We start from the raw sequence: 23,466 nt of genomic DNA, 5'->3' as shown, positions 1-23,466 counted from the left end.
CCCCCCCCCCCCCCCCCGACAGCAGGCGGCGGAGGGTTCGGGGGGTCAGGTCCGGCGCGTCGCCGGCCGGATGCGCCATGGCGACGGCCGGGCCGCGTTACGCGCCGACGGGGGCCGGTTCCTTGCCCTCGGGCTGGGCCACCCGGAAGCTCTCGCCGCAGCCGCAGCGATCGACCTCGTTCGGGTTGTTGAACACGAAGCGGGCGCCGAACTCTTCCTGGACCCAGTCCATCTCGGTGCCGAGCAGGAACATGATCGCCGACGGGTCGATCAGGACGGTGACGCCCTTGCTCTCGACCACATCCTCGAACTTCTTCCGCTCCTCGGCGTATTCCATGAAGTAGCTGAGGCCGGAGCAGCCGCGCGCCTTGACCCCGACCCGCAGGCCGAGGATCGGCTTCGGCGACTTCGCGATCAGCTCGCGCACGCGGTCGGCGGCGCGGTCGGTCAGGGAAATCGGCGGCGGTAGGGCGCGCATCCTGTTCACCTCTTGTCCTCGACCCACAAGATGGGCCGATCGGGAAAAGACTTCAACGGTCTGCGGCGGCAGGGCTGGCCTGCCCCCTCCTCTCACATTCCGAGTGCCAGCCGGGCGTCCTCGCTGGCGCGCTCGATCGACCAGGGCGGGTCCCAGGTCAGGTTGACCTTGGCCCCGGTCACGCCCGGGACCGACAGCGCGCCCCGCTCCACCATGATGGGCATCGTGCCGGCGACCGGGCAGTTCGGCGCGGTCAGGGTCATGTCGATCTCGACCTGGCCTTCCGGCGACACTTCGACCCGGTAGATCAGCCCGAGTTCGACGATGTTGACCGGCAATTCGGGGTCGAACACCAGGGTCAGGTTGTCCATCACCGCCGAGCGTGTGGCCTCGACGTCGAGTGGGTAAGTCACCTTGGACAGCGGCGTGCGGACATGGATCCAGTCCGGCTCCGGCATGTCGAGCGTGCCGGCGCGCATGAAATCGTGCAGGCCGAGGCCGTCGTCTGGCAATGAGCTCATGATGTCGCCTCCCGCGCGGCCAAGTGGCGCCGCGCGATCTCCTTGATCCGTTCGACCATCGAGGCCAGTCCGTTGCGGCGGCCGCTGGTCAGGTGGGTGTCGAGGCCGAGCCGGGTGAACAGGCCGCGCAGGTCCATCGCCGCCACCTCCTCCGGCCGACGGCCGGAGAACACGCCGGTGACGATGGCGATCAGCCCCTTGACGATGCGGGCATCGCTGTCGCCCTGGAACACGATGTGGTCCGGCGCCTGGTCCTCGGGCCGGGCGATCAGCCAGACCTGGCTCTGGCAGCCATGCACCTTGTTGGCCTCGACCCGCTCGGCCTCCGGGAAGGGCGGCAGCGCGTCGCCCAGGCTGATGATGTAGGCGTAGCGCTCCTCCCAATCGTCGAGGAGGGCGAAGTTCTCCTCCAGCTCTTCCTGGGACAGCCTGGCCTGCATGGTCATTTCCCGAACAGCTTGACCACCTTGCCCAGCGCCTCGGCCATCACGTCGATCTCGGCCTTGGTGTTGTACAGGGCGAAGGAGGCGCGGGCCGTCGCCGGCAGCTGCAGCCGCTCCATCAGCGGCTGGGCGCAGTGGTGGCCGGCCCGCACGGCAACGCCGGCCTGGTCGATCACCGTGCCGATGTCGTGCGGATGGGCGCAGTCCATGGCGAAGGAGATGATCGAAGCGCGCTCGCGCGCCCGGCCGACGATGGTCAGGCCCGGCACATGCGACAGCCGCTCGACGCCGTAGTCCAGCAGCTCGCGCTCATGCGCCGCGATGGTGTCGAGACCGAGCGCGGTGACGTAGTCGATCGCCGCCTTCAGCGCGATGGTCTGGGCGATGGCCGGGGTGCCGGCCTCGAACTTGGCCGGCAGCTCGGCGAAGGTGGTGCCGGAGAAGCTGACGGTGCGGATCATCTCGCCACCGCCCTGCCAGGGCGGCATCGCCTCCAGCAGCGCCTCGCGGCCGTAGAGGATACCGATGCCGGTCGGGCCGTACAGCTTGTGGCCGGAGAAGGCCAGGAAGTCGCAGCCCAGCGCCTGCACGTCGACCGGCATGTGGGTGATCGCCTGGGCGGCGTCCAGCAGCACCTTGGCGCCGACCGCATGGGCCCGGTCGATCACCGCCTTGACCGGGACGATGGTGCCGAGTGCGTTCGACATATAGGTGATCGAGACCAGCTTCGTCCGCGGCGACAGCAGCTTCTCGAACTCGTCGAGCAGGAAGTTGCCGTCGTCGTCGATCGGGGCGACCTTGAGGACCAGCCCCTTCTCCTGCGCCAGCAGTTGCCAGGGCACGATGTTGGAATGGTGCTCCAGCACCGAGACGATGATCTCGTCACCTTCCTTCAGGAAGGTGCGGCCATAGCTCTGGGCCACCAGGTTGATCGCCTCGGTGGTGCCGCGGGTGTAGATGATCTCCTTGATCGAGGCGGCGTTGATGAAGCGCTTCACCGCCTCGCGCGTCGCCTCGAAGGCGTCGGTCGCGGCGCCGCTGAGATAGTGCAGGCCGCGATGGACGTTGGCGTATTCCTCCTCGTAGACACGGCTCTCGGCGTCGATCACCGAGCGCGGCTTCTGGGCCGAGGCGGCGTTGTCGAGATAGACCAGCGGCTTGCCGTAGACGGTGCGGGACAGGATCGGGAAATCCGCCCGCACGGCGTTCACGTCATAGGCGTTGATGCCGCTCGCATGGAGCCTTGTGTCCACGGGGTGCGTGTCCATCATCCCTCCTGATGCCGCGCGGCGAGCCAGTGCTCGACCGCGGCCTCGAACTCCGCGCGCACCGCCTCGTCGGCGACCTCTTCCAGCGCCTCGCGCAGGAAGGCCTCGACCAGCATGGCCCGGGCGACGCGCTCGTCGATGCCGCGGGCGCGCAGGTAGAACAGCGCCTCGGCGTCGATCTCGCCGACCGTGGCGCCGTGGCTGCACTTGACGTCGTCAGCGTAGATCTCGAGCTCGGGCTTGCTGTCGATCTCGGCGGTGCGCGACAACATCAGCGCCCGGTTCAGCTGGTAGCCGTCGGTGCGCTGGGCGTCGCGGCGGACGATGATCTTGCCCTGGAAGACGCCCCTGCCCTTGCCGTCCAGCACGCCCTTGAACACCTCGCGCGACCGGCAGTCCGGCACGGCGTGGTCGATCAGCGTGGTGGTGTCGATGTGGCGGCTACCGTCGGCCAGATAGGCGCCGGTGACATGGCCGTTGCCGCCGCGGCCGGCGAAGGTCGCGGTCACCTCGGTCCGCGCCAGGTCGGCGCCGAGGCTGAGGGTGAAGCTATCATAGGTGGCGTCGCGGCCGATGGTGGCGCTGCCGTTCAGCAGATGCACCGCATTCAGCCCCTCGCTCTGCCGCCGGTAGTGGCGCAGCCGGGCGCCGTCGCCGATCTCGGCATCGACCACCGCATTGGTGAAATAGCCGGTGTCGTCGGTGCCGTGATAGGCCTCGATCACCGTTGCCTGGCTGTTGGCGCCGGCCAGGACCAGGATCCGGGGATGGCTGGCCACCGCCACGGCGCCTGGCACGGTCAGGAAGACCAGGCGGACCGGCGCCTCGATCGCCGCGCCGGGGGCGATGCGCAGCACGGCGCCGTCCTCGACCAGAGCGGTGTTCAGCTCGACCAGCGAGGCCGCGTCGGCGGGCGCGGCGAAGCGGGATTCGACCTCGGCGTCGCCGGCCTCCAGCGCCGCGGCATAGCCGTCCAGGCGTAGCCCCTGCGGCAGGTTGTCGAGCTTCGACAGCTCCGGCCGCAGCCGGCCGTTGACGAAGACCATGGACGGGCCCTGCGCCGGCACGAAGCCGCGCAACGCCTCCGGCAACACGGCCTCGGCCGGCGCCGTGGCGCCATTCAGGCCCAGCTTCTCCAGCCGCCGCAGGTCGGTGTATTTCCAGGCCTCCTGCTTGCGGGTCGGCAGGCCGAGGCTCTCGAACCGGGCCATCCCCGCCTCGCGGCGGCGGGCGACGGCGCTGTGGCCGACGCCGGGCAGCGCCGAGCGGCTGGCGGCGAAACGCTCGCGCTGGACGGCGACGATCGGCGAGGGGGCGATCCGTTCGCTCATCTCTGCTGCCTCACGCGGCCGCCGGGATCACGCCGGCGTAGCCTTTTTCCTCGAGCTCCAGCGCCAGATCCTTGCCGCCGGACCGGACGATCCGGCCATCGGCCAGGATGTGGACGTGGTCGGGGACGATGTGGCTGAGCAGGCGCTGGTAATGGGTGATCACCAGGAAGGCGCGGTCGGGCGAGCGCAGCTTGTTCACGCTCTCCGCCACCACCTTCAGCGCGTCGATGTCGAGGCCGCTGTCGGTCTCGTCCAGCACCGCGAGGGCGGGTTCCAGGAGTGCCATCTGCAACGCCTCGTTGCGCTTCTTCTCGCCGCCGGAGAAGCCGACATTGACCGAACGCTTCAGCATGTCGGTGTCGATGCCGAGGCCCTTGGCCTTCTCGCGCAGCAGCTTGGTGAACTGCATCGGATCGAGCTCGGCCTCGCCGCGATGCTTGCGGTGGGCGTTGTAGGCGGTGCGCAGGAAGGTGACGGTGCCGACGCCGGCGACCTCGAGCGGGTACTGGAAGGCCAGGAACAGGCCGGCGCGCGACCGCTCCTCCGGCTCCATCGCCAGCAGGTCCTCGCCGTTGAAGGTGATCGACCCGCCGGTGACCTCGTAGCCGTCGCGGCCGGCGATAACGTAGCTCAGCGTCGACTTGCCGGAGCCGTTCGGCCCCATGATGGCGTGGATCTCGCCCTTGCTCAGGGCGAGCGAGACACCCTTCAGAATCTCCTTGCCGTCGACGGCGACGTGCAGGTCCTTGATCTCCAGCATTCCGCGTTCCCTCGCCGCTTCACCGCGGCCTGTCCTCGAAATTCGCAAAGCCGCACGGATGCGGCGTGCCCTTAACCGACCGAGCCTTCCAAGCTGATGCCGACCAGCTTCTGCGCCTCGACCGCGAACTCCATCGGCAGCGCCTGCAGCACCTCGCGGCAGAAGCCGTTGACGATCAGGCCCAGCGCCTCTTCCGTGCCGATGCCGCGCTGGCGGCAGTAGAACAGCACGTCGTCGCTGACCTTGCTGGTGGTCGCCTCGTGCTCCACCTGCGCCGTCGGGTTGCGGCTCTCGATATAGGGCACGGTGTGGGCGCCGCACTGGTCGCCGATCAGCAGGCTGTCGCACTGGGTGAAGTTGCGCGCGCCCTCGGCGCCCGGCAGGATCCGCACCAGGCCGCGATAGGTGTTGTCCGACTTCCCGGCCGAGATGCCCTTGGAGATGATCCGGGAGGTCGTGTTCTTCCCGATATGGATCATCTTGGTGCCGGTGTCGGCCTGCTGGCGGTTGTTGGTGATCGCAACCGAGTAGAACTCGCCGACCGAATTGTCGCCCTGCAGGATGCAGCTCGGGTATTTCCAGGTGATGGCGGAGCCGGTCTCGACCTGGGTCCAGCTGACCTTGGAGTTGCGGCCGCGGCAGGCGGCGCGCTTGGTGACGAAATTGTAGATGCCGCCCTTGCCGTCCTCGTCGCCCGGATACCAGTTCTGGACGGTAGAGTACTTGATCTCGGCGTCGTCGAGCGTGACCAGCTCGACCACCGCGGCGTGCAGCTGGTTCTCGTCGCGCTGCGGCGCGGTGCAGCCCTCCAGATAGGAGACGTAGCTGCCCTCGTCGGCGATGATCAGGGTACGCTCGAACTGGCCCGTATTCTCCGCATTGATGCGGAAATAGGTCGACAGCTCCATCGGGCAGCGCACGCCCTTGGGGATGTAGACGAACGACCCGTCGGTGAAGACGGCCGAGTTCAGCGTGGCGAAGTAGTTGTCGGAATAGGGCACCACCGAGCCGAGATACTGACGCACCAGCTCGGGGTATTTCTGCACCGCCTCGGAGATCGAGCAGAAGATCACCCCGACCTTCTCGAGCTGGTCCTTGAAGGTGGTGGCCACCGAGACGCTGTCGAACACGGCGTCGACGGCGACGCCGGCCAGCTTCTCCTGCTCGCGCAGTGGAATGCCGAGCTTCTCATAGACGGCCAGGATGTCGGGATCGACCTCGTCCAGGCTGCCGAGCTTGGGCTTCTTTTTCGGCGCGGCGTAGTAATAGGCGCTCTGGTAGTCGATCGGCGGGTGGCTGATCCGAGCCCAGTGCGGCTCCTCCATGGTCTGCCACAGCCGGAAGGCGCGCAGCCGCCACTCCAGCAGCCATTCGGGCTCGTTCTTCTTGGCGGAGATGAAGCGGACGGTCTCCTCGCTCAGCCCTTTCGGCGCGGTCTCCATCTCGATGTCCGAGAAGAAGCCATGCTTGTAGCGGCTGTTCGTGATCTCTTCGACCTGCCGGACCGTCTCCTGGACTGCCGCCATGCCTCGCTCCTCAACCCTGTGCCAGAACCGATTAACCGAGTGGGCTAGTCGGGTACTCCGATGTGGAAGGCCCCAAAGGTTGCCCCTTGGGAGGCCAGTGTTGCCGCCCTTCCCTCGCCAATAGATAGGCGTTTCGGCGGCGAATGCCAGCGAAAACCCGACCGCGAGAGTCGTTCTCAGCCGCGCTCCGCTGGACCCCGGCATGCGGACCGCTCATGCCGGAAAGGTCCTTGTATCACATCATGTTGTTGCTGCCGCCCGGCAGCCGGACCGTCAGCCCGTCGAGCTCGTCATTCATGATGATCTGGCAGCCGAGGCGCGAGGTCTTGGTCAGGCCCCAGGCGAGGTCGAGCATGTCCTCCTCGTCCTCCCGCGCCGGCAGCAGCCGTTCGTACCAGTCCGGCTCGACGATCACATGGCAGGTCGAGCAGGCCAGCGAGCCCTCGCAGGCGCCCTCCAGATCGACGTCGTATTTGTGCGCGATCTCCATGATCGATAGCCCGGCCGGGGCGTCGATCTCGCGCCGGTTCCCGTCCGGCTCGATGAAGATGATCCTGGGCATTCTGGCCCGTACTCCTGCTCGAAGACGTGGTGTTCTACGAAAGCCGCGGACAGGGGGCAACCGGCGAAACCTCATGCCTCCTCTCAGGCGACCGCACGGCTGCGCCTTCGCCGCGAGAGATCGATCCAGGCGGCGGCGCAGCGGTCGATCGCAACGGCATCGGTCCCGGGCCCCAGGCTGATCCGGATCGCGCACTCGGCCAGGTCGCCCGGCAGTCCCATCGCCTCCAGCACATGGCTGCGGCGGACCTTGCCGGAGCTGCAGGCCGAGCCGGCACTGACGGCAACCCCGGCGAGGTCGAGCGCCGCGACCTGGGTCTCGGCGGTGACGCCGGGCATGGCGACGCAGCTGGTGTTGGCGACGCGCGGCGCGCCGGCGCCCAGCACCACCGCACCCTCGGCCATGAGCCGTCGCTCGAGGTCGTCGCGCAGCGCCGCGATCCGCGGCATTTCCGCCCGGTCGGCCACGGAAGCCGCGGCGGCGCCGAAGCCGGCGATGCCGGCGACGTTCTCGGTGCCGGCGCGGCGCCGTCCCTCCTGCGCCCCACCGCGCAGCAGCGGCGCCAGCGGCAGCCCGTCGCGCAGCACCAGGGCGCCGATGCCCTGCGGCCCGCCGAGCTTGTGGGCGGAGAGGCTGAGAGCGTCGACCTCGGCTCCCACCACCGGCAGGACAATGCGCCCGGCGGCCTGGACCGCGTCGCAATGCAGCAGCGCGCCGTGGCGGCGGGCGATCGCTGCGGCCTCCGCCACCGGCTGGATCACTCCGGTCTCGTTGTTCACCGCCATGATCGAGACGATCGCGGACCCGGCATCGTCCGCCAGCATCCGGTCGAGGGCGTCGAGATCGACCCGGCCGTCGCCGCCGACCGGGATCCGGTCCGTGGCCCAGGCCAGGACGCTGTCATGCTCGATGGCGGAGGTCAGGATCCGACCCCGGCCGAGGCCGGTGAGGGCCAGGGCGTTGGCCTCGGTGGCGCCGCCGGCGAAGACGATCTGGGCCGGGGCCACCCCGGCCAAGGCGGCCACCTGCGCCCTGCCTGCCTCGACCAGCCGCCGAGCCTCGCGGCCGAAGCGGTGCACCGAGGACGGGTTGCCGACCGACTCCAGCGCCGCGAGCATGGCCTCGCGCGCCTCCGGCCGCAGCGGCGTGGTGGCGTTGTGGTCGAGATAGACGGAGGTCACGGCGCGCCTCACTCGGCGGCGACGGTCACGCCCTGCGGGGAGGGGAACAGATGGCTGGAGCCGAGCACCCGGCGGTTGACCACATCCTCGACCGTCACCGAGGACAGGTACATGTGGATCTGATTGCCCAGCTCCTCCCACAAATCGTGGGTCAGGCAGCGGCTCTTGTCGCTGTGGCAGCCGAGCGGGCTGTGCTTCTCGCAGCGGGTGGCCTGGATCGGCTCGTCCACCGCGAAGATGATGTCGGAGATCCGCACCGTGCCGCAGGGCCGGGCCATGAGATAGCCGCCGCCGGGTCCGCGCACGCTGCGGACCAGACCGCCGCGGCGGAGCTTGGCGAACAGCTGCTCGAGATATGGCAAGGAGATTTCCTGGCGGAGCGCGATGTCGGCGAGCGCCACCGGGCCGTCGGCCCCGTGCCGCGCCAGGTCGACCATCGCCATGACGGCGTAGCGTCCCTTGGTGCTCAAACGCATCTTCTGCGCCCCCAACGGCCCGACCTGCCCGCCGGACCGAAATTGCGACTGTGCCCGCGCCGCGGACCGGATGCCCATCGTCTCAGACAGCCCGGCCTGCAGCGCAATCCGCGTTTCTCAGCCCCGACCCGCCCGGTATGCCTCGATCAAGACGCTTGAACACGAAGGCCGTCCCGATGCTATACGAACATTTCCCGTGGATCGTGTTGACGGCAGTGGCCGGCACGGTCCGCGTCGTGGCAGGGTGAGTGACCGCTTAGATATAGATATCCGAGTGCAATGGTCAAGAAAGCCGCCCCACCGCGCCGCCAGGCGGCACCGCAAGACGCCGAGCCGGTGATCCGGTCCGCCACGTCGCCATCTCGAGGAGCTTAACGGCCGATGCCGGACGTCATCTTCAACGGATCCGAGGGACGCCTCGAAGGCCGCTATACCCCGAGCAAGCGCACCAACGCGCCGATCGCCCTGTTGCTGCATCCGGACCCGCTGGGCGGCGGGACGATGTTCAACAAGATCGTGCACACGCTGTATCAGGCGTTCAAGAAGCACGAGTTCACCGTGCTGCGCTTCAACTTCCGCGGCGTCGGCCGTAGCCAGGGCATCCACGACCGCGGCGAGGGCGAACTGTCCGACGCCGCCTCGGCGCTGGACTGGATGCAGGCGTTGAACCCGAATGCCGAGGCCTGCTGGGTCGGCGGCTTCTCCTTCGGCGCCTGGATCGGCATGCAGCTCTTGATGCGCCGGCCGGAGATCGACGGCTTCATCTCGATCGCGCCGCCGGCGAACAAATACGACTTCACCTTCCTGGCGCCCTGCCCCTCCTCCGGCCTGATCGTCCAGGGCGACAAGGACGACCTGGTGCCGCATGACGCGGTGCAGAAGCTGGTCAACAAGCTGTCGCAGCAGAAGGACATCAAGATCGACTACCGGGTGATCCCGGGGGCGAACCACTTCTTCACGCTGCACAACGAGCAGTTGCTGGCCCATATCGACGACTATCTGACCAAATCGGTGAAGCTGGCGCCGCCGCAGGCCGCGGACTGAACCGCCGGCCCCGGGCCGGGCAGAGGGGATCGAGCATGGCGACGAACGAAGCCGAGACGCCGAACGCCGACCAGATCGCCTATTGGAACGAGGCCGGCGGAACGGTCTGGGTCGAGATGCAGGCACAGCTCGACCGCATGACCGCACCGTTCAGCCGGCAGGTGGTCGAGGTGCTGGAGCCCGCGCCGGGCGAGCGGCTGCTCGACATCGGCTGCGGCAGCGGCGGCAGCACGCTGGAGCTGGCGCGGCGGGTCGGGCCCGACGGGCAGGTGCTCGGCCTCGACATCTCCGCCCCGATGCTCGGCCTGGCCAGGCGCCGGGCGGCCGAGGCCGGCCTGGACAATGTCCGCTTCGTCGAGGCCGATGCCCAGACCGCCCGGATCGAGCCGGGCGGCTTCGACGGGCTGTTCTCGCGCTTCGGCGTGATGTTCTTCGACGATCCGGTCGCCGCCTTCGCCAACCTGCATGGCGCGTTGAAGCCGGGCGGCCGACTGGCCTTCGTGTGCTGGCGGACCATGGCCGAGAATGGCTGGGCGACCGTATCGCTGACCGCGGCACTCCGCCACCTGCCGGCGCCGCCGCCCCCGGTCCCCGGCACGCCGGGCGCCTTCGCCTTCGCCGATCCCGACCGGATCCGCGGCATCCTCGGCCGCGCCGGGTTCTCCGGCATCGGGGTCACAGCCTTCGACACCAAGGCCGGCGTCGGCGACCTGGACCAGACCCTCGCTTTGGTGCTGCGCAGCGGCCCGGTCGGCGCCCTGCTGCGCGAGCACGAGGACAAGCGGGAGGTGGTCGCCGCCGCGGTGCGCGAGGCGCTGGCGCCGCACCAGACCGCCGACGGCGTGCTGCTGAACGCCGCCACCTGGATAGTCACCGCCACGGCGTGATGCCGGCGAGGCTTCCGTCGGAGCAGATCACCGGCTCGCGTCGATCGTCTGCACGTGGCCTGCCGCCCCGTAGGCCAGGATCTTCTCGTCGATCGTCATCAGAGGCACGCCCAGATGGCGTGCCGTGGCGATGAGGAAGCGGTCGGCTGGGTCGCGGTGAATTTCTCCCGGCAGGCGCACGCTGTTGACCGCTATCGCCGGCTCAAGCGGCATCAAGTTTATACCCGGCAGCGCCAGCGTCTGCTCCGTCCACTCCCAGACGTCGCGGCCGAGCGCCAACCGGCCATGCTGCACGAGCAAGGCGATTTCCCACAGAGTGATGACGGAGACGTGCAGTGCATGGCTCGTCGCAGCCGCATCCATCAGCTCGCGAGCCAGCTTGCCGATGCGCGAAGCATCCGCCTGCACCGTCCAGACAAGAATATGCGTGTCAATCAGTATCACGGGCGGTCTCGCGCACCGCATCCCAATCGTTCGGGTCGGCCGCCGGCGCGAACGGATCGTCATAACGCAAGACCGTGCCGCGCATCGCACCCCAGATCGATACGGGCTTCTTTTCGGTCTCGACCGGTGACAATACGGCCACGGGCTTACCCCGCTTAGTGACGATCACCGGTTCGCCATCGCGATTCATCTCATCGATGATCCGCAGGCATGCCGCCTTGAATTCGGCTGCTCCTATGGTCTTGCCCATGCCGCCCACCTCAATGGGAACCTGTACATCAAAGATGGACATCTCGGTCGCACAGGGCAAGAGCCTGCCAGCCGGAGCCGCCGCGGGAAGTTCGGTTTGAGGCATCGGCGGCCCTCGTGCTACAGCCCTTGTCCGTCAGCCAACTGACAGACAGTCCTCTCCGACAAGCAGTCGACGATCATGACCGGATTCCGCTCCGACTTCCTGCGCACCCTCGAGGCGCGCGGCTTCATCCATCAGGTGACGGATGCCGAGGGCCTGGACGCCCTGGCGGCCAAGGGAGCGGTCACGGCCTATATCGGCTACGACGCTACGGCGGACAGCCTGCATGTCGGGCACCTCGTGCAGATCATGATGCTGCGCTGGCTGCAGAAGACCGGCGGCCGGCCGATCGCGCTGATGGGCGGCGGCACCACCAAGATCGGCGACCCGTCCTTCCGCGACGATGCGCGTCCGCTGCTCGACGATGCCACGATCGCGGCCAACATCGCCTCGATCCGCCGGGTCTTCGCGCGCTTCCTCGACTTCGAGGGCGGCGCGATCATGGCCAACAATGCCGACTGGCTGGACGGGCTGGCCTATATCCCGTTCCTGCGCGAGGTCGGGCGGCACTTCACCATCAACCGCATGCTGACCTTCGACTCGGTCAAGCTGCGGCTGGACCGTGAGCAGCCGCTGACCTTCCTCGAATTCAACTACATGATCCTGCAGGGCTACGACTTCCTGGAGCTGGCGCGCCGCCATGACTGCGTGCTGCAGATGGGCGGGTCGGACCAGTGGGGCAACATCGTCAACGGCATCGACCTGGCGCGCCGCATCGCCGGGCGCGAGCTGTACGGCCTGACCTCGCCGCTGCTGACCACCTCCTCCGGCGCCAAGATGGGCAAGACCGCGGCCGGCGCCGTCTGGCTGAACGAGGAGCGGCTGCCGGTCTACGACTACTGGCAGTACTGGCGGAACACCGAGGACGCCGATGTCGGCCGCTTCCTGAAGCTGTTCACCGAGCTGCCGCTGGACGAGATCGAGCGGCTGGCCGGGCTGGGCGGGGCCGAGATCAACGAGGCCAAGAAGATCCTGGCGACGGAAGCCACGGCGCTGGTGCATGGCCGCGACAAGGCCGAGGCGGCGGCCGAGACCGCCCGCCAGGCCTTCGAGCAGGGCGTGTCGGCCGAGGGCCTGCCCTCGATCGAGGTGCCGCAGGCCGAGCTGGCGGCCGGCATCCAGGCCTTCCGCCTGTTCGCCCGGGCCGGCCTGGCGGCCTCGAACGGCGAGGCCCGGCGGTTGATCCAGGGCGGCGGCGGCCGCGTCAACGACGCCGCCATCGCCGATCCGGAACAGCCGATCGGCGATGGCGACATCGGCGCCGACGGCGTGATCAAGCTGTCCGCCGGGCGCAAGAAGCACGTGCTGGTGCGGCCGGCCTGAGGGCAGGTTCCGCGATGGTAGCAAAGCGCTACCGTTGCGGCGGCCCCTCCGTCGGGGCAGCATGACCTCCTCTCGCCCGCGCCGTGAAGACCGCGCGGCCAGTCAGACAGGAGGGGCATGATGATCCGGCATGCATGGGCATGGTTGGCGGTCGCGGCCTGCGCGCTGGGCGCAGCCGCGGCACAGGCCGCGTCGCCGCCCGCGGTCGAGGCGCCGGACGGCATGGTGGTGTCGTCGCAGCACCTCGCCTCCGACGCCGGAGCGGAGATCCTGCGGGCCGGCGGCAACGCCGTCGACGCCGCGGTCGCCACCGGCTACGCCCAGGCGGTCACCAACCCCTGCTGCGCCAATATCGGCGGCGGCGGCTTCATGGTCATCCACCTGGCCAAGGAGAACCGCGACACCTTCCTGAACTTCCGCGAGACCGCGCCGGCGGCCGCGACCAAGACCATGTATCTCGACGCCGCCGGTAACCCGATCAAGGGCGCCAGCCTGTACGGCTATCTCGCCGTCGGCGTGCCGGGCAGCGTGCTGGGCCTCGACACCGCGCTGCAGCGCTACGGCACCCTGCCGCGCGAACAGGTGATGGCGCCGGCCATCAGGCTGGCGCGCGAAGGCTTCATCCTGACCCGCGGCGACACCGACATCCTCGACGCCGGCGCCGCCCTGCTGAAGAAGGACCCGGTGGCGGCGAAGATCTTCTTCCGGCCCGACGGCTCGGCGTTCAAGCCGGGCGACCGGCTGGTGCAGGCGGACCTGGCCGACACGCTGGAGGCGATCGCCAAGGGCGGGCCGGACGCCTTCTACGAGGGCGCGGTGGCGCAGAAGGTCGCGGCGGCGATGAAGGCCGGCGGCGGCATCATGACCGCGCAGGACTTTGCCGCCTACACTGTCACCGAGACGGCGCCGGTGACCTGCAGCTATCGCGGCTACGTCTTCGTGTCCTCGCCGCCGCCCTCCTCCGGCGGCACGACGATGTGCGAGATCCTGAACATCCTGGAGGGATACGACCTGAAGGCGCTGGGCTGGCATTCCGCCGCCGGGGTGCATCTGATGGTCGAGGCGATGCGCCACGCCTATATGGACCGCAACACCTATCTCGGCGACCCGGCCTTCGTGAACAACCCGCTGGACCGGCTGCTGAGCAAGGACTACGCGGCGCAGATCCGGACCAGGATCCTGCCCGACAAGGCGACCCCGTCGAAGGAGGTCCAGCCCGGCATGGTGCCGCATGAGAAGACCGAGACCACCCATTACTCGGTGGTCGACAAGGACGGCAACGCAGTCTCGGTAACCTACACCATCAACGGGCTGTTCGGCGCCGGGGTGATCGCGCCCGGCACCGGCTTCCTGCTGAACGACGAGATGGACGACTTCACCTCCAAGCCGGGCGTGCCGAACCTGTTCGGCCTGGTGCAGGGCGAGGCCAATGCGATCGCCCCGGGCAAGCGCCCCCTGTCCTCGATGGCGCCGACGCTGGTGACCAAGGACGGCGAGATCGTGCTGGTGCTGGGCAGCCCGGGCGGGGCGCGCATCATCACCATCACGCTGCAGGCGGCGCTCAACATGATCGATTTCGGCATGCACCCGCAGGAGGCGGTGGATGCGCCGCGCATCCACCACCAGTGGCTACCGGACGAGGTCTTCGCCGAGCCCTATGCCCTGTCGCCCGACACGGTGAAGCTGTTGGAGCAGATGGGCCACAAGGTGACGGTGCAGTCGCCCTGGGGCGCCGCCGAGCTGATCGCGCTGCAGCCTTCGGCCGCCGCGGCGGCGTCCGGCGCCGCCTCCTCCGGCAACGACCGGGCCTTCGGCGGCAAGATGCTGCCCGGCTTCGTCTACGGCGCCAACGACAACCGCCGCCCGGCCGGGCTGGCGGTGGGGGAGTAGCCGGTCAACGCTGCCGGTCGCGTGGCGGCTTCGGCGGCTGCGGCGGGGAGGCCTGCCGCGGCGCCCCGTCCGATGCGGAGGGCGTCTCCTCGAAGAACAGGCGCCGCAGGAAGCCGGGGGCCAGCACCGACAGCGGGTTGACCGAGACCGAGGGATCGGCGAAGGAGCCGCGGATCGTGTAGGTGAAGGCGAACAGCCCGCCGCCCTCGCCGCCGGTCAGGATGTCGCCGATCAGCGGGATCGCACTGATCACGCTGTTGATGTGATAGATCGGCACGATGGTGCCGGCGAGATCGATGGTCTCGGCCCGGAGGTCGATCAGGCCGTCGAAGGCCAGGCCGAGGTCGCCGCCGGCCCCCCGCCCCTGCTTCAGCGTGACCCGCCGCTGCGTCGCGGCATAGGTGAAGTCGGCGTCCAGCCGGTTGAAGGTCAGCCCGCTGGTGCCGAACAGGTCCTGCAGGCCGGAGGGCGAGGTGGCTGCCAGCAGCCGCGCCATGCCCGGCGCCTCGTGCAGCACGAAGTTGCGGGCGTCGAACTGGCCCTCGATCGCGCCGGTGACGCCGTTCCGGGTGCCGGTGGCCAAGAGGCTGCCGCCGGTGATGTTGTCGGCGATGTCGAAGATGCGCAGCGTCTCACCCGCATCCTCGCTGCGCACGGTCAGGATCTGGCGGTCCGGCTGGCCCTGCTGCGGCGTCAGCCGCAGGTCGATCGGCCGCCCGCCCGGCAACTGCGCCGCCAGGGTCACGTCCTGCAGGTTGGTGGTGCGGCCGATCGCCCGGCCATGCACCGCCCGCAGCGATCGGTTGTCGCCGAGGGAGAGCTCGCCGACATCGAAGGTGGCGTCGATCCGCGGCCCGGGGGCCGGATCGGCGGTCGGGCCGGGCTCCGCTCCGCCGGCAGCCTTGCCCTGGGCCGCGCGCCGCTGCTCCAGGATGCCGGACACGTCGAGACGCGAGCCGGTGAGCGCCAGGCGGTAGCTGTCCGGCCCGAGCACCTCGACCTGGCCCTTGACGTCGTTCGCGCCCTGGCGGAACGAGGCGATGCTGAGCTGCGCCAGCGACCCGTCGCGGGTGAAATCGGCACTCCCCGAGGCGGTGACGTCGCCGCCCGAGACGCTGAACTGCGAGACCTTGGCGATGCGGTCGCCGGCCAGAGCCAGGCTGACCGCGGCATTCGCCCTGCCGCCCACGGGCTTGATCCAGCCGATCGGGTCGATTGCGATGCGGGCGTCGGTGAGGTCGAGCTTGGCGTCGAGCGTCGCCGAACCGCCGGACCGCTTGGCGAGGTCGAGATCGGCGCCGATGGTGCCCTCGACCGGCCCGATCGCCGGGATCTTCAGCGCCTCCCGTGCCGCCGGGGTCAGGGTGGCCTGGGCCGAGACCCTGGTCTGCACCGCCGAATCGTCGAACGCCTCGCGCCAGGAGAAGGCGATCGGCACGGTGTTGAGCTGGGCCTTGCCCGCCAGCGTCATCCCCGACTTGTCGAGCGCCAGCCTGGCGTCGGCGCCGGCCAGGTCGTAGCCCGGCTTGACACCGCTGATGCCGACATTGTCGAGCGCGCCCTCCACCCCCATGCGGACCGCCTCGAACGGCAGGTCGGCGAGAAGCGAGAAGCCGAAGTGCATCCGGGCCGTCGCCCGGCCGGACATGCGGTCCGGCGCCAGCCCGACCCGCTTGGCGTAGCCGAGCCGTGGCAGGTCGAGCACCGACATGATCGTCTTCACCGGCCCCTCGACCCGGGCGTCGATGTCGATCACCTGGTCGTGCAGGTCGAGGCCGGTGATGGTGATGTCGGAGGGCTGCAGCGCGATGTCCTGCAGATGCCCGCCGGCGGTGGCGATGCGCATGGTCGACTGGTTGAAGCTGGCCGCGGCGTTGAAGCCGGTGATCGGGGGCAGCCCCTCGAAATAGGTCACCGTCATGCCGCGCGCCTGCATCGTGCCGTCGGCCGCGACCAGCGTCACCGCCTCGGGGTTGGACAGCGGCGCCCGGGCGTGCAGGCTGAATTCCGTGTGGTCGAGCACGCCGTCATGCAGGTTGGCGGTGATCCAGTTGCGCAGTCCGCTGGGCACGCCCGGCGGCCACAAGCTTTCCAGCAGGTCGACCGGCAGGTCGGTGACGGCCCCGGCCGTGATCGCCTCGATCGTGTCGCCGACCGCGTCGACCTGGCCGGACAGCGAGATCTTCGGCCCGCCGAGATCGATGCTGAAATCGTCGAGCGTCAGCCGCCGCTTCGGCAGGTCGACCGAGCCCGACAGGCTGGTTCGGGCGACGCTGAGCGGCGCGGTCCACAGGGGCGGCAGCTTGAGCCGGGTCTCGACGCTGGTCAGCGAGAACCGGCCGGTCGTCGGCTGGAAGCGGGAATCGAAATCGACCTCGAGCCGGCCGGACACCGGGCTCTCGATCGCCTCCAGCGGCGCCAGCACCGGCGAGATCCGGGTCAGCGCCGCCGGGATGACATTGGCGAAGGTGACCGTCGCGCTGCCGCTGCGGCTGGCCCGCCGATAGCGGATCTCGCCGCCGAACTGGGCCGTCCGGTCGCCGGAGATCACGGAGAGCGCTGCCTGGCCGTCGACACCGGTCGCGGTGCGGCGGAGGTCGGCCGAGGCCCTGGGCGCGATCCAGCTGCGCCCCAGCATGCGGTCGTCGATGCGGACGCTGCCGTCGACCAGCGTCAGCCGGGTCAGCGAGGCGATCGCGCTGTCCTCACTGCCGAGCCGGGCATCGAGCGCAACCAGCAGGTCCTTGACCACGTCGCGGGTCGGCGCCCCTTCGGCCGGCGTCGACACCCCGCCCTCGCCGGCCTCGCCTTCGCCGAGGCCGAAGCTGAACTCGCCGGCCTCCGTCCGGGTCACCCGCAGATGCGGCCGGATCAGGTCGATCCGCAGCGGCGCCACCACCCCGCGCAGCAGCTTCGGCATGCTGACATCGGCTGTCCCCTCCGGGGTGAACGCGATCAGCGTCCCGTCCCGCTGCCGCACCCGCACGTCGCGGGCGGCCAGCACCGCCGGCCGGTTGAACCCTTCCCAGCGCAGGGACAGCGCGCCGATCTCGACCGTGACGTTGCGGTCGGCGAGGGCCTGCTCGACATAGGGGGTCAGGAAATCGATCTCCAGCGGCCCGGTGGACAGCCGCCATGCCAGCGTGACGGCGGCGAGGGCGAAGCCGGCGACCGCCAGCCCGACGATCTCGGCCAGGATCTTCAGCGCCCTCATCCCGAACGTTTCACCCTCGCTTGACCCATCCCCGCGGGAAACCGATGCTGCGCCCGCACCTTAGGCACATGGACAGCGCGATGCCACGTTTCGAAGCCGTATTGGCTGATGCCGTCTGGCCCCGCGCGGGCGATCCCGACCGTGCCCGGCGCGGAGTCGAACGGTGGCTTGAACGCGCGACCGAGCAATCCGATCCCGAGCTTCGCGATTTTGCCGTGGCGCTGCCCGCCGAGCCGCAGGGGCGCGCACTGCTGGAGGCCGTGTTCGGCGGCAGCCCCTACCTGACCGAGCTGGCGCTGAAGACCCCGGCGACGGTCCGGCGCTTCCTCGCCGACGGACCGGACGCAGCGGTCGCCGCCGAGCTGGCGGCCCTGCGCGCCGACACCGCCGCCGAGACCGACACCACCCGGCTGATGCAGGCGTTCCGGCTGGCCAAGCGGCGCATCGCCCTGTTGATCGCGCTGGCCGATATCGGCGGGCTGTGGCCGCTGGAGCGGGTGACCGGCGCCCTGTCCGACCTCGCCGAGGCCACCCTCGACCTGGCTGTCGCCCATCTCCTGGCCCGCGCCGCGGCGCGCGGGCTGCTGCGCCCCGAGGCCGTGGCGGCGCCGGACGCGTCCGGGCTGATCGTGCTGGGCATGGGCAAGCTGGGCGCGCGCGAGCTGAACTATTCCAGCGATGTCGACCTGATCATCCTCTACGACGCCGACAAGGTGCCGACCGACCGGCCGGACGATCTGGGCCAGACCTTCACCCGGATGGCCCGCGACCTGGTGCGGGTCATGGAGGAGCGGACGGTCGACGGCTATGTCTTCCGCACCGATCTGCGGCTGCGCCCCGACCCCGGCGCGACGCCGCCGGCGGTGTCGCTGGCGGCGGCCGAAAGCTACTATACCAGCCTGGCGCAGAGCTGGGAGCGCGCGGCGATGATCAAGGCCCGGCCGGTGGCGGGCGACCGCGCCGCCGGCGACGCCTTCCTCGACTTCCTGACGCCCTTCATCTGGCGCCGCAACCTCGACTTCGCGGCGATCCAGGACATCCACGCGATCAAGCGGCAGATCCACCACCATCACGGCCATGGCGCGGTCGCCATCGAGGGCCACGACCTGAAGCTCGGCCGCGGCGGCATCCGCGAGATCGAGTTCTTCGTGCAGATGCAGCAGCTGATCTTCGGCGGCCGCGAGCCGAAGCTGCGCCTGCGCGGCACCGTCGCCGGGCTGGAGACGCTGGCCGAGGCCGGCCGGGTCGACCGCGGCACCGCCGCCAGCCTGGCCGAATGCTACCGCTTCCTGCGCCGGGTCGAGCACCGCATCCAGATGCTGGAGGACCACCAGACCCATGCGCTGCCGGAGGACCCGCGCGAGGTCGACGCCCTGGGCCGCTTCCTCGGCTTCCCGGACCCGGCCTCGTTCCGCACCACGCTGACCGATACGCTGCGGCTGGTCGAGAGCCGCTATGCCGAGCTGTTCCAGGAGGACCGGCCGCCGGAGGGCGCCGTCACCCTGGTCTTCGCCGGCGTCGACGACCATCCCGGCACGGTCGAGACGCTGCAGCGCCTGGGCTTCGCCCGGCCGCCGGAGGCGATCGCGGTGGTGCGTGGCTGGCTGCATGGCCGCTACCGGGCCCTGCGCAGCGAGCGGGCGCGCGGCCTGATCACCGGGCTGGTGCCGCGGCTGCTGGCGATCGTCGGCGGCACCGCCGATCCCGATGCCACGCTGCAGCGGCTGGATGGGTTCCTGGCCCGGCTGCCGGCCGGCGTCCAGCTCTTCTCCTTGTTTAACGTCAACCCCGATCTCCTTGATCTCCTTATCGATATACTCGGTTTCGGCGGCCGGATCGCGGATTATCTGACGGCCCATGCCGGGCAGCTGGAGGCGGTGCTGGCGCCGGGCTTCTTCAGCAACCTGCCGGGGCGGGAGCGGCTGCAGGAGCGGCTGGCGGCGGAGCTGGCCACGGCGCGCGACTTCGAGGACATGCTGGACGTGCTGCGGCGCTGGACCAACGACCAGCGCTTCCGCGCCGCGGTGCACATCCTGCGCCGCCTGTCCGAGACGCCGACCTGCGCCGCCTTCCTGTCCGACGTCACCGAGGTGGCGCTGCAGGCCCTGGTGCCGCGGGTGGAGGCGGAGTTCGCGCGGCGGCACGGCCGCTTCCCGGAAGGCGGGCTCGCCCTCCTCGCCATGGGCAAGCTCGGCGGCCGCGAGATGACGATCCGCTCCGACCTCGACCTGATCATGATTCACGATGCCGGCGCCGATCAGATGTCGGACGGCGAGAAGCCGATCGGGCCCATGGTCTACTATACCCGGCTGATCCAGCGCCTGGTCTCGGCGATCACCGCGCCGACGGCGCAGGGCGCGCTGTTCGAGGTCGACATGCGGCTCCGCCCCTCCGGCAATGCCGGGCCGCTGGCGACCAGCCTGGAGGCCTTCAGCGCCTATCAGCGCGGCGACGCCTGGACCTGGGAGCACATGGCCCTGACCCGGGCCCGGGTGATCCATGCCGACGGCCCGCTGCGCGGGCGGATCGAGGCCGAGATCCAGGCACTGCTGGGGCTGCCCCGCGACCCGGACAAGCTGCGCCGCGACATCGCCGAGATGCGCGGCCGGATGGCGCGCCAGCGCGACACCGGCGACGTCTGGAACATCAAGCATTTCCGCGGCGGGCTGGTCGATGTCGAGTTCATCGCCCAGTACCTGCAGCTGCGGCACGCCGCCGACCATCCGGAGATCCTGCACCAGGCCACCGCCGAGGTGCTGCGTCGCGCCGAGGCTGCCGGCGTCCTGCCCGGGGCCGAGGCGGAGACGCTGCTGCGGGCGCTGGCGACCTGGCAGCGGGTGCAGGCCTTCCTGCGCTTCGCCGTGGAAGACAAGTTCGATCCGGCCGAGGCCTCCGACGCCATGATCCGCGGCCTGCTGCGCGCCGTGGCCGAGGATGCCGCCGCCGACCCGCTGGAGGATCTCGACGCCGCCGCGGCCGGGATGCAGCGCCAGGCGGCCGAGGTCATGGCCGTCTTCGACCGGCTGATCGGGCCGCCGCCGACGGACGATCTTGCCTCCAAACCTGCGGCATCCTAGTCAAACGCAGCGAACCCGTCTGGAGTGATCCCCATGAGCGTCGAGATCGGCAAGCCCGCCCCGGACTTCACCCTGCCCAAGGCGGGCGGCGGGACGGTGTCGCTTTCGGCCCTGCGCGGCCGGAAGGTGATCGTCTACTTCTATCCGAAGGCCGACACCTCCGGCTGCACCAAGGAGGCCTGCGGCTTCAACGATGCGCTGCCGGAGTTCGAGGGCGTCGACGCCGCGATCATCGGCATCTCCAAGGACCCGGTGCCGGCGCTGAACAAGTTCGCGGCGAAATACGGCCTGACCTTCACCCTGGCCTCGGCCAAGGACGACGACACGGTCGAGCGCTACGGCGCCTGGGTCGAGAAGTCGATGTACGGCCGGAAGTACATGGGCATCGACCGGTCGACGGTGCTGGTCGACGAGCAGGGCATCGTCCGCGGCCTGTGGCGCGGCGTGCGGGTGCCCGGCCATGTCGAGGCGGTGCTGGCTGCGGCGCAGAAGGGCTAGCCGCGGCGCCGACGGGGTGACCGCTGCTACTGCGGCGGATGTTCCACTAGGTCGAGCCGCCGCTCGATGCGGTCGAGGCGGGATTTGATCTTGTCGACGACGTGCCGATCTTCGACTGTCTCGGCATAGTTCGACGCCTGATCGCGGGCAAGGCGGGCCAAGCCGATCTCGATCTGCGCGAGCCGCGACACGATCTCCTGATCGCGCTCCCTCGATGCGGTCTGCTCGGCCTGGATCCGCTTCAGGTGCTCCAGCACCAGGTTGGTGGTTTCGTCGGTCATGTGTGGCCAGAACCTGCCGGTTGCTGTTGGTCAGCCTACACCAGAAATGTGGTCGTTTCGCAATTTGTGGAAGAGGTGGTCACGCGGATTCCCCTCGATGGGCTTGGCTAGGCGGCTCCCTCGCCAGGAAGTCGATGACGGCGCGGACGGCGGGCAGTTGGCCGCGCCGGGACGGCGTCAGCAGCGTCGTCCACACGGTGCCGGCCTCCCAGTCCGGCAGGACCGGTACCAGCGCGCCGGCAGCGCGGGCCTCGGCGGACATGGTCTCGGGCGCGCAGACGACGCCCAGCCCCGCGACTGCCGCCTTCAGCAGCACGATCGATTCATCGGCGACGAAGCTGGACGCCGGCGCGACCTGCGCCTCGCGGCCGTCGCGGTGGCGCAGCCGCCAGACCGTAGCCGAGGGGCCGGTCAGCAGCCCGTCATGGTCCTTGAGATCCGCAGGCTCCCGCGGCACGCCGCGGCGTGCAAGATAGTCCGGTGCCGCCACCAGGGTGATGCGCTCGACCGCCATCCGCCGCTGCACCAGCTCGGAATCCGGCAGCGGCGCGAAGTGGCTGCGCACCGCGATGTCGAAACCCTCCTGCACCAGGTCGACGAAGCGGTCGGTGACGTGCAGCTGCAGCCGGATCTTGGGATAGGCCCGGGCCAGAGCCGGCAGCAGGCCGGAGAGCCGGGATTGCGCGGTCGGCACCGAGGCGGTGATCCGGACCGTCCCGCTCGGCTCGGCCAAGCGGCGGCGGACCACGCCCTCGGCCGCCTCCGCCTCGATCATCGCCGCCTGGGCATGGTCGTAGAAATCGCGCCCCAGCTCGGTCAGCACGAAGCTGCGCGACGTGCGGTGGATCAGGCGGGCGCCGAGCGCCGCCTCCAGCTCGGCGACGCGCTTGCTGATGGTCGATTTCGGCAGCCCCAGCCGCCGCCCGGCCGCGGCGAAGCCGCCGCTGTCCACGGCCCGCACGAACAGGATCAGGTCGTTGAGGTTGAGCACATCCATCGTCCATGCATGTAGACTTTGAGTTCACAGGAGCACGGCTACAGCCTTAAAGTCCACATGGGCATATTCCTGTGACCAAACACAGGGAATCCCATCATGGAACCGATCCTCTTCTATGGCGTGCCCTCGGGCTGCTCCTTCGGCTCGATCGTGGCGCTGGAATGGCTCGGCGAGCCGTATCGGCTGAGCCGCATCGAGATGCCGGAGGTGGTGCAGGGCGAGGCCTATCGCCGCCTCAACCCGGTCGGCGAGACGCCGACGCTGCTGACCGCGGACGGACGGGTGATCAGCGAGAGCCTGGCGATCCTGAACCATCTCGGCGTCCGCGGGATCGGCAAGGGACTGTCCTTCGCCCAGGGCACGCCCGACTTCGACCGGCTGAACCAGGCGCTGGGCTTCCTCAACACCGCCTTCTTCAACGCCTTCAGCCCGCTGTGGTACGCGCTGGAGCATGGCGCCGAAGGTGTGGAGCGCGACGCGCTCAGGGCCTATGGCGCGGCCAAGGTGGCGAAGGCGCATGCCGATCTGGAGGCGATGCTGGGCAGCCAGGACTGGCTGCTGGGCGACCGGACGCTGGCCGACGCCTACTTCATCGGCATCGCCCGTTGGACCAAGTATCACGACGTGGTCGACCGCCACGACTACCCGGGCCTGCAGCGCCTGTTCGAGCGGCTGGAGGCCGACCCGGCGGTGCAGTTCGCCCATGCCGTCGAACACGGCGAGGCTGCCCGCAGCGCCGGCGGCTTCCGGGGTGAGATCAGCCTAGAGGAGGCGATGGGCCGGGTGAAGCTGGCAGCCTAGAGCCCGCCCGATAACGCTACTGGAGCGGCCGTCTGATGGCGGTTTCTGCGCTTCCGGTACTCACGGACCCAAACGTCCGCTGCGCGCCGGTTCTCGAAACCACCACCAGCCG

At 69.7% G+C, this 23,466-nt stretch carries 22 protein-coding genes; 7 read left to right on the top strand and 15 right to left on the bottom strand.

Going from position 1 to position 23,466, the window contains the following annotated elements; all coding sequences use genetic code 11:
- Positions 1–97 precede the first annotated feature (97 nt).
- The 10 genes from AAHM41_RS12395 to AAHM41_RS12350 all read right to left on the bottom strand — a co-directional run bounded on the left by AAHM41_RS12395 (position 98) and on the right by AAHM41_RS12350 (position 8,546).
- Positions 98–478 (bottom strand): HesB/IscA family protein, encoded by a 381-nt coding sequence (locus AAHM41_RS12395; protein ID WP_342236850.1) that lies wholly within the window; start codon positions 476–478, stop codon positions 98–100.
- Positions 479–570: 92 nt separating this feature from the next.
- Entirely contained in the window at positions 571–999 is a 429-nt protein-coding gene (locus tag AAHM41_RS12390) for an iron-sulfur cluster assembly protein (RefSeq protein ID WP_342236849.1), read from the bottom strand.
- Positions 996–1,439, bottom strand: a complete 444-nt coding sequence (locus AAHM41_RS12385; RefSeq protein ID WP_342236848.1) for a SufE family protein — start codon at positions 1,437–1,439, stop codon at positions 996–998. The genes AAHM41_RS12390 and AAHM41_RS12385 overlap by 4 nt, the downstream gene beginning before the upstream one ends.
- Before the next feature lie 2 nt (positions 1,440–1,441).
- Entirely contained in the window at positions 1,442–2,710 is a 1,269-nt protein-coding gene (locus tag AAHM41_RS12380) for a cysteine desulfurase (RefSeq protein WP_342236847.1), read from the bottom strand.
- Positions 2,710–4,041, bottom strand: coding sequence for a Fe-S cluster assembly protein SufD (gene sufD / locus AAHM41_RS12375; protein WP_342236846.1), 1,332 nt, complete (start codon positions 4,039–4,041; stop codon positions 2,710–2,712). Before sufD ends, AAHM41_RS12380 begins: the two co-directional genes overlap by 1 nt.
- Positions 4,042–4,051: 10 nt before the next feature.
- Positions 4,052–4,801, bottom strand: coding sequence for a Fe-S cluster assembly ATPase SufC (gene sufC / locus AAHM41_RS12370; RefSeq protein ID WP_342236845.1), 750 nt, complete (start codon positions 4,799–4,801; stop codon positions 4,052–4,054).
- A gap of 71 nt (positions 4,802–4,872) precedes the next feature.
- On the bottom strand, positions 4,873–6,327 hold the full coding sequence (gene sufB, locus AAHM41_RS12365; protein ID WP_342236844.1) for a Fe-S cluster assembly protein SufB: 1,455 nt from the start codon (positions 6,325–6,327) through the stop codon (positions 4,873–4,875).
- Positions 6,328–6,562: 235 nt separating this feature from the next.
- Complete coding sequence (locus AAHM41_RS12360) at positions 6,563–6,889, bottom strand: ferredoxin family 2Fe-2S iron-sulfur cluster binding protein (RefSeq protein WP_342236843.1); 327 nt, start codon at positions 6,887–6,889, stop codon at positions 6,563–6,565.
- A gap of 83 nt (positions 6,890–6,972) precedes the next feature.
- Complete coding sequence (locus AAHM41_RS12355; RefSeq protein WP_342236842.1) at positions 6,973–8,070, bottom strand: cysteine desulfurase family protein; 1,098 nt, start codon at positions 8,068–8,070, stop codon at positions 6,973–6,975.
- Between the two features lie 8 nt (positions 8,071–8,078).
- Entirely contained in the window at positions 8,079–8,546 is a 468-nt protein-coding gene (locus AAHM41_RS12350) for an Rrf2 family transcriptional regulator (protein ID WP_342236841.1), read from the bottom strand.
- A 381-nt stretch (positions 8,547–8,927) separates the two neighbouring features.
- Here AAHM41_RS12350 and AAHM41_RS12345 point away from each other — a divergent pair, with 381 nt between their 5' ends.
- Both AAHM41_RS12345 and AAHM41_RS12340 read left to right on the top strand, forming a co-directional pair.
- Positions 8,928–9,590, top strand: coding sequence for an alpha/beta hydrolase (locus AAHM41_RS12345; RefSeq protein WP_342236840.1), 663 nt, complete (start codon positions 8,928–8,930; stop codon positions 9,588–9,590).
- Between the two features lie 35 nt (positions 9,591–9,625).
- Positions 9,626–10,477 carry a class I SAM-dependent methyltransferase gene (locus tag AAHM41_RS12340; RefSeq protein ID WP_342236839.1) on the top strand — a complete coding sequence of 284 codons (852 nt, stop codon included), beginning with the start codon at positions 9,626–9,628 and terminating at the stop codon, positions 10,475–10,477.
- Between the two features lie 27 nt (positions 10,478–10,504).
- On the opposite strand, the gene AAHM41_RS12335 is transcribed toward AAHM41_RS12340, so the two are convergent.
- A complete protein-coding gene (locus tag AAHM41_RS12335) occupies positions 10,505–10,921 on the bottom strand; it encodes a type II toxin-antitoxin system VapC family toxin (RefSeq protein ID WP_342236838.1) in 417 nt (138 codons plus the stop codon).
- The gene (locus tag AAHM41_RS12330) at positions 10,908–11,213 is read right to left on the bottom strand and encodes a type II toxin-antitoxin system Phd/YefM family antitoxin (RefSeq protein ID WP_342236837.1); all 306 of its coding nucleotides are present in this window, start codon (positions 11,211–11,213) and stop codon (positions 10,908–10,910) included. Before AAHM41_RS12330 ends, AAHM41_RS12335 begins: the two co-directional genes overlap by 14 nt.
- A gap of 138 nt (positions 11,214–11,351) precedes the next feature.
- Here AAHM41_RS12330 and tyrS point away from each other — a divergent pair, with 138 nt between their 5' ends.
- Positions 11,352–12,596, top strand: coding sequence for a tyrosine--tRNA ligase (gene tyrS / locus AAHM41_RS12325; protein WP_342236836.1), 1,245 nt, complete (start codon positions 11,352–11,354; stop codon positions 12,594–12,596).
- Between the two features lie 120 nt (positions 12,597–12,716).
- Entirely contained in the window at positions 12,717–14,486 is a 1,770-nt protein-coding gene (gene ggt, locus AAHM41_RS12320) for a gamma-glutamyltransferase (RefSeq protein WP_342236835.1), read from the top strand.
- A gap of 4 nt (positions 14,487–14,490) precedes the next feature.
- Here ggt and AAHM41_RS12315 read toward each other — a convergent pair whose 3' ends face one another.
- Positions 14,491–17,700, bottom strand: coding sequence for a YhdP family protein (locus tag AAHM41_RS12315; RefSeq protein WP_342236834.1), 3,210 nt, complete (start codon positions 17,698–17,700; stop codon positions 14,491–14,493).
- 44 nt (positions 17,701–17,744) lie between these two features.
- Between AAHM41_RS12315 and AAHM41_RS12310 the strand changes: the two genes are divergently transcribed.
- Positions 17,745–20,777: a bifunctional [glutamine synthetase] adenylyltransferase/[glutamine synthetase]-adenylyl-L-tyrosine phosphorylase gene (locus tag AAHM41_RS12310; RefSeq protein WP_446719445.1), complete on the top strand. Its 3,033-nt coding sequence runs from the start codon at positions 17,745–17,747 to the stop codon at positions 20,775–20,777.
- Between the two features lie 33 nt (positions 20,778–20,810).
- Complete coding sequence (locus AAHM41_RS12305; protein WP_342236832.1) at positions 20,811–21,275, top strand: peroxiredoxin; 465 nt, start codon at positions 20,811–20,813, stop codon at positions 21,273–21,275.
- Between the two features lie 26 nt (positions 21,276–21,301).
- Here AAHM41_RS12305 and AAHM41_RS12300 read toward each other — a convergent pair whose 3' ends face one another.
- Both AAHM41_RS12300 and AAHM41_RS12295 read right to left on the bottom strand, forming a co-directional pair.
- Entirely contained in the window at positions 21,302–21,556 is a 255-nt protein-coding gene (locus AAHM41_RS12300; protein ID WP_342236831.1) for a hypothetical protein, read from the bottom strand.
- Positions 21,557–21,635: 79 nt separating this feature from the next.
- The gene (locus tag AAHM41_RS12295; protein WP_342236830.1) at positions 21,636–22,553 is read right to left on the bottom strand and encodes a LysR family transcriptional regulator; all 918 of its coding nucleotides are present in this window, start codon (positions 22,551–22,553) and stop codon (positions 21,636–21,638) included.
- Between the two features lie 96 nt (positions 22,554–22,649).
- Between AAHM41_RS12295 and AAHM41_RS12290 the strand changes: the two genes are divergently transcribed.
- The gene (locus AAHM41_RS12290) at positions 22,650–23,354 is read left to right on the top strand and encodes a glutathione S-transferase family protein (protein WP_342236829.1); all 705 of its coding nucleotides are present in this window, start codon (positions 22,650–22,652) and stop codon (positions 23,352–23,354) included.
- Positions 23,355–23,466: the final 112 nt, after the last annotated feature.

The organism is Inquilinus sp. OTU3971 (assembly GCF_038440215.1).
The sequence above is the reverse complement of the archived record's forward strand: the minus strand, read 5'-3'. Positions and strand labels throughout refer to the sequence as shown.

What these genes read in the sequence shown, in the direction of transcription:
- AAHM41_RS12300 (WP_342236831.1), bottom strand. Translation starts at nt 21,556, where the DNA reads ATGACCGACGAAACCACCAACCTGGTGCTGGAGCACCTGAAGCGGATC.
- AAHM41_RS12295 (WP_342236830.1), bottom strand. Translation starts at nt 22,553, where the DNA reads ATGGATGTGCTCAACCTCAACGACCTGATCCTGTTCGTGCGGGCCGTG.
- AAHM41_RS12350 (WP_342236841.1), bottom strand. Translation starts at nt 8,546, where the DNA reads ATGCGTTTGAGCACCAAGGGACGCTACGCCGTCATGGCGATGGTCGAC.
- AAHM41_RS12345 (WP_342236840.1), top strand. Translation starts at nt 8,928, where the DNA reads ATGCCGGACGTCATCTTCAACGGATCCGAGGGACGCCTCGAAGGCCGC.
- AAHM41_RS12340 (WP_342236839.1), top strand. Translation starts at nt 9,626, where the DNA reads ATGGCGACGAACGAAGCCGAGACGCCGAACGCCGACCAGATCGCCTAT.
- AAHM41_RS12315 (WP_342236834.1), bottom strand. Translation starts at nt 17,700, where the DNA reads ATGAGGGCGCTGAAGATCCTGGCCGAGATCGTCGGGCTGGCGGTCGCC.
- sufB (WP_342236844.1), bottom strand. Translation starts at nt 6,327, where the DNA reads ATGGCGGCAGTCCAGGAGACGGTCCGGCAGGTCGAAGAGATCACGAAC.
- AAHM41_RS12305 (WP_342236832.1), top strand. Translation starts at nt 20,811, where the DNA reads ATGAGCGTCGAGATCGGCAAGCCCGCCCCGGACTTCACCCTGCCCAAG.
- sufD (WP_342236846.1), bottom strand. Translation starts at nt 4,041, where the DNA reads ATGAGCGAACGGATCGCCCCCTCGCCGATCGTCGCCGTCCAGCGCGAG.
- AAHM41_RS12310 (WP_446719445.1), top strand. Translation starts at nt 17,745, where the DNA reads ATGCTGCGCCCGCACCTTAGGCACATGGACAGCGCGATGCCACGTTTC.
- AAHM41_RS12390 (WP_342236849.1), bottom strand. Translation starts at nt 999, where the DNA reads ATGAGCTCATTGCCAGACGACGGCCTCGGCCTGCACGATTTCATGCGC.
- AAHM41_RS12330 (WP_342236837.1), bottom strand. Translation starts at nt 11,213, where the DNA reads ATGTCCATCTTTGATGTACAGGTTCCCATTGAGGTGGGCGGCATGGGC.
- sufC (WP_342236845.1), bottom strand. Translation starts at nt 4,801, where the DNA reads ATGCTGGAGATCAAGGACCTGCACGTCGCCGTCGACGGCAAGGAGATT.
- AAHM41_RS12380 (WP_342236847.1), bottom strand. Translation starts at nt 2,710, where the DNA reads ATGGACACGCACCCCGTGGACACAAGGCTCCATGCGAGCGGCATCAAC.
- AAHM41_RS12395 (WP_342236850.1), bottom strand. Translation starts at nt 478, where the DNA reads ATGCGCGCCCTACCGCCGCCGATTTCCCTGACCGACCGCGCCGCCGAC.
- AAHM41_RS12360 (WP_342236843.1), bottom strand. Translation starts at nt 6,889, where the DNA reads ATGCCCAGGATCATCTTCATCGAGCCGGACGGGAACCGGCGCGAGATC.
- AAHM41_RS12290 (WP_342236829.1), top strand. Translation starts at nt 22,650, where the DNA reads ATGGAACCGATCCTCTTCTATGGCGTGCCCTCGGGCTGCTCCTTCGGC.
- AAHM41_RS12385 (WP_342236848.1), bottom strand. Translation starts at nt 1,439, where the DNA reads ATGCAGGCCAGGCTGTCCCAGGAAGAGCTGGAGGAGAACTTCGCCCTC.
- ggt (WP_342236835.1), top strand. Translation starts at nt 12,717, where the DNA reads ATGATCCGGCATGCATGGGCATGGTTGGCGGTCGCGGCCTGCGCGCTG.
- tyrS (WP_342236836.1), top strand. Translation starts at nt 11,352, where the DNA reads ATGACCGGATTCCGCTCCGACTTCCTGCGCACCCTCGAGGCGCGCGGC.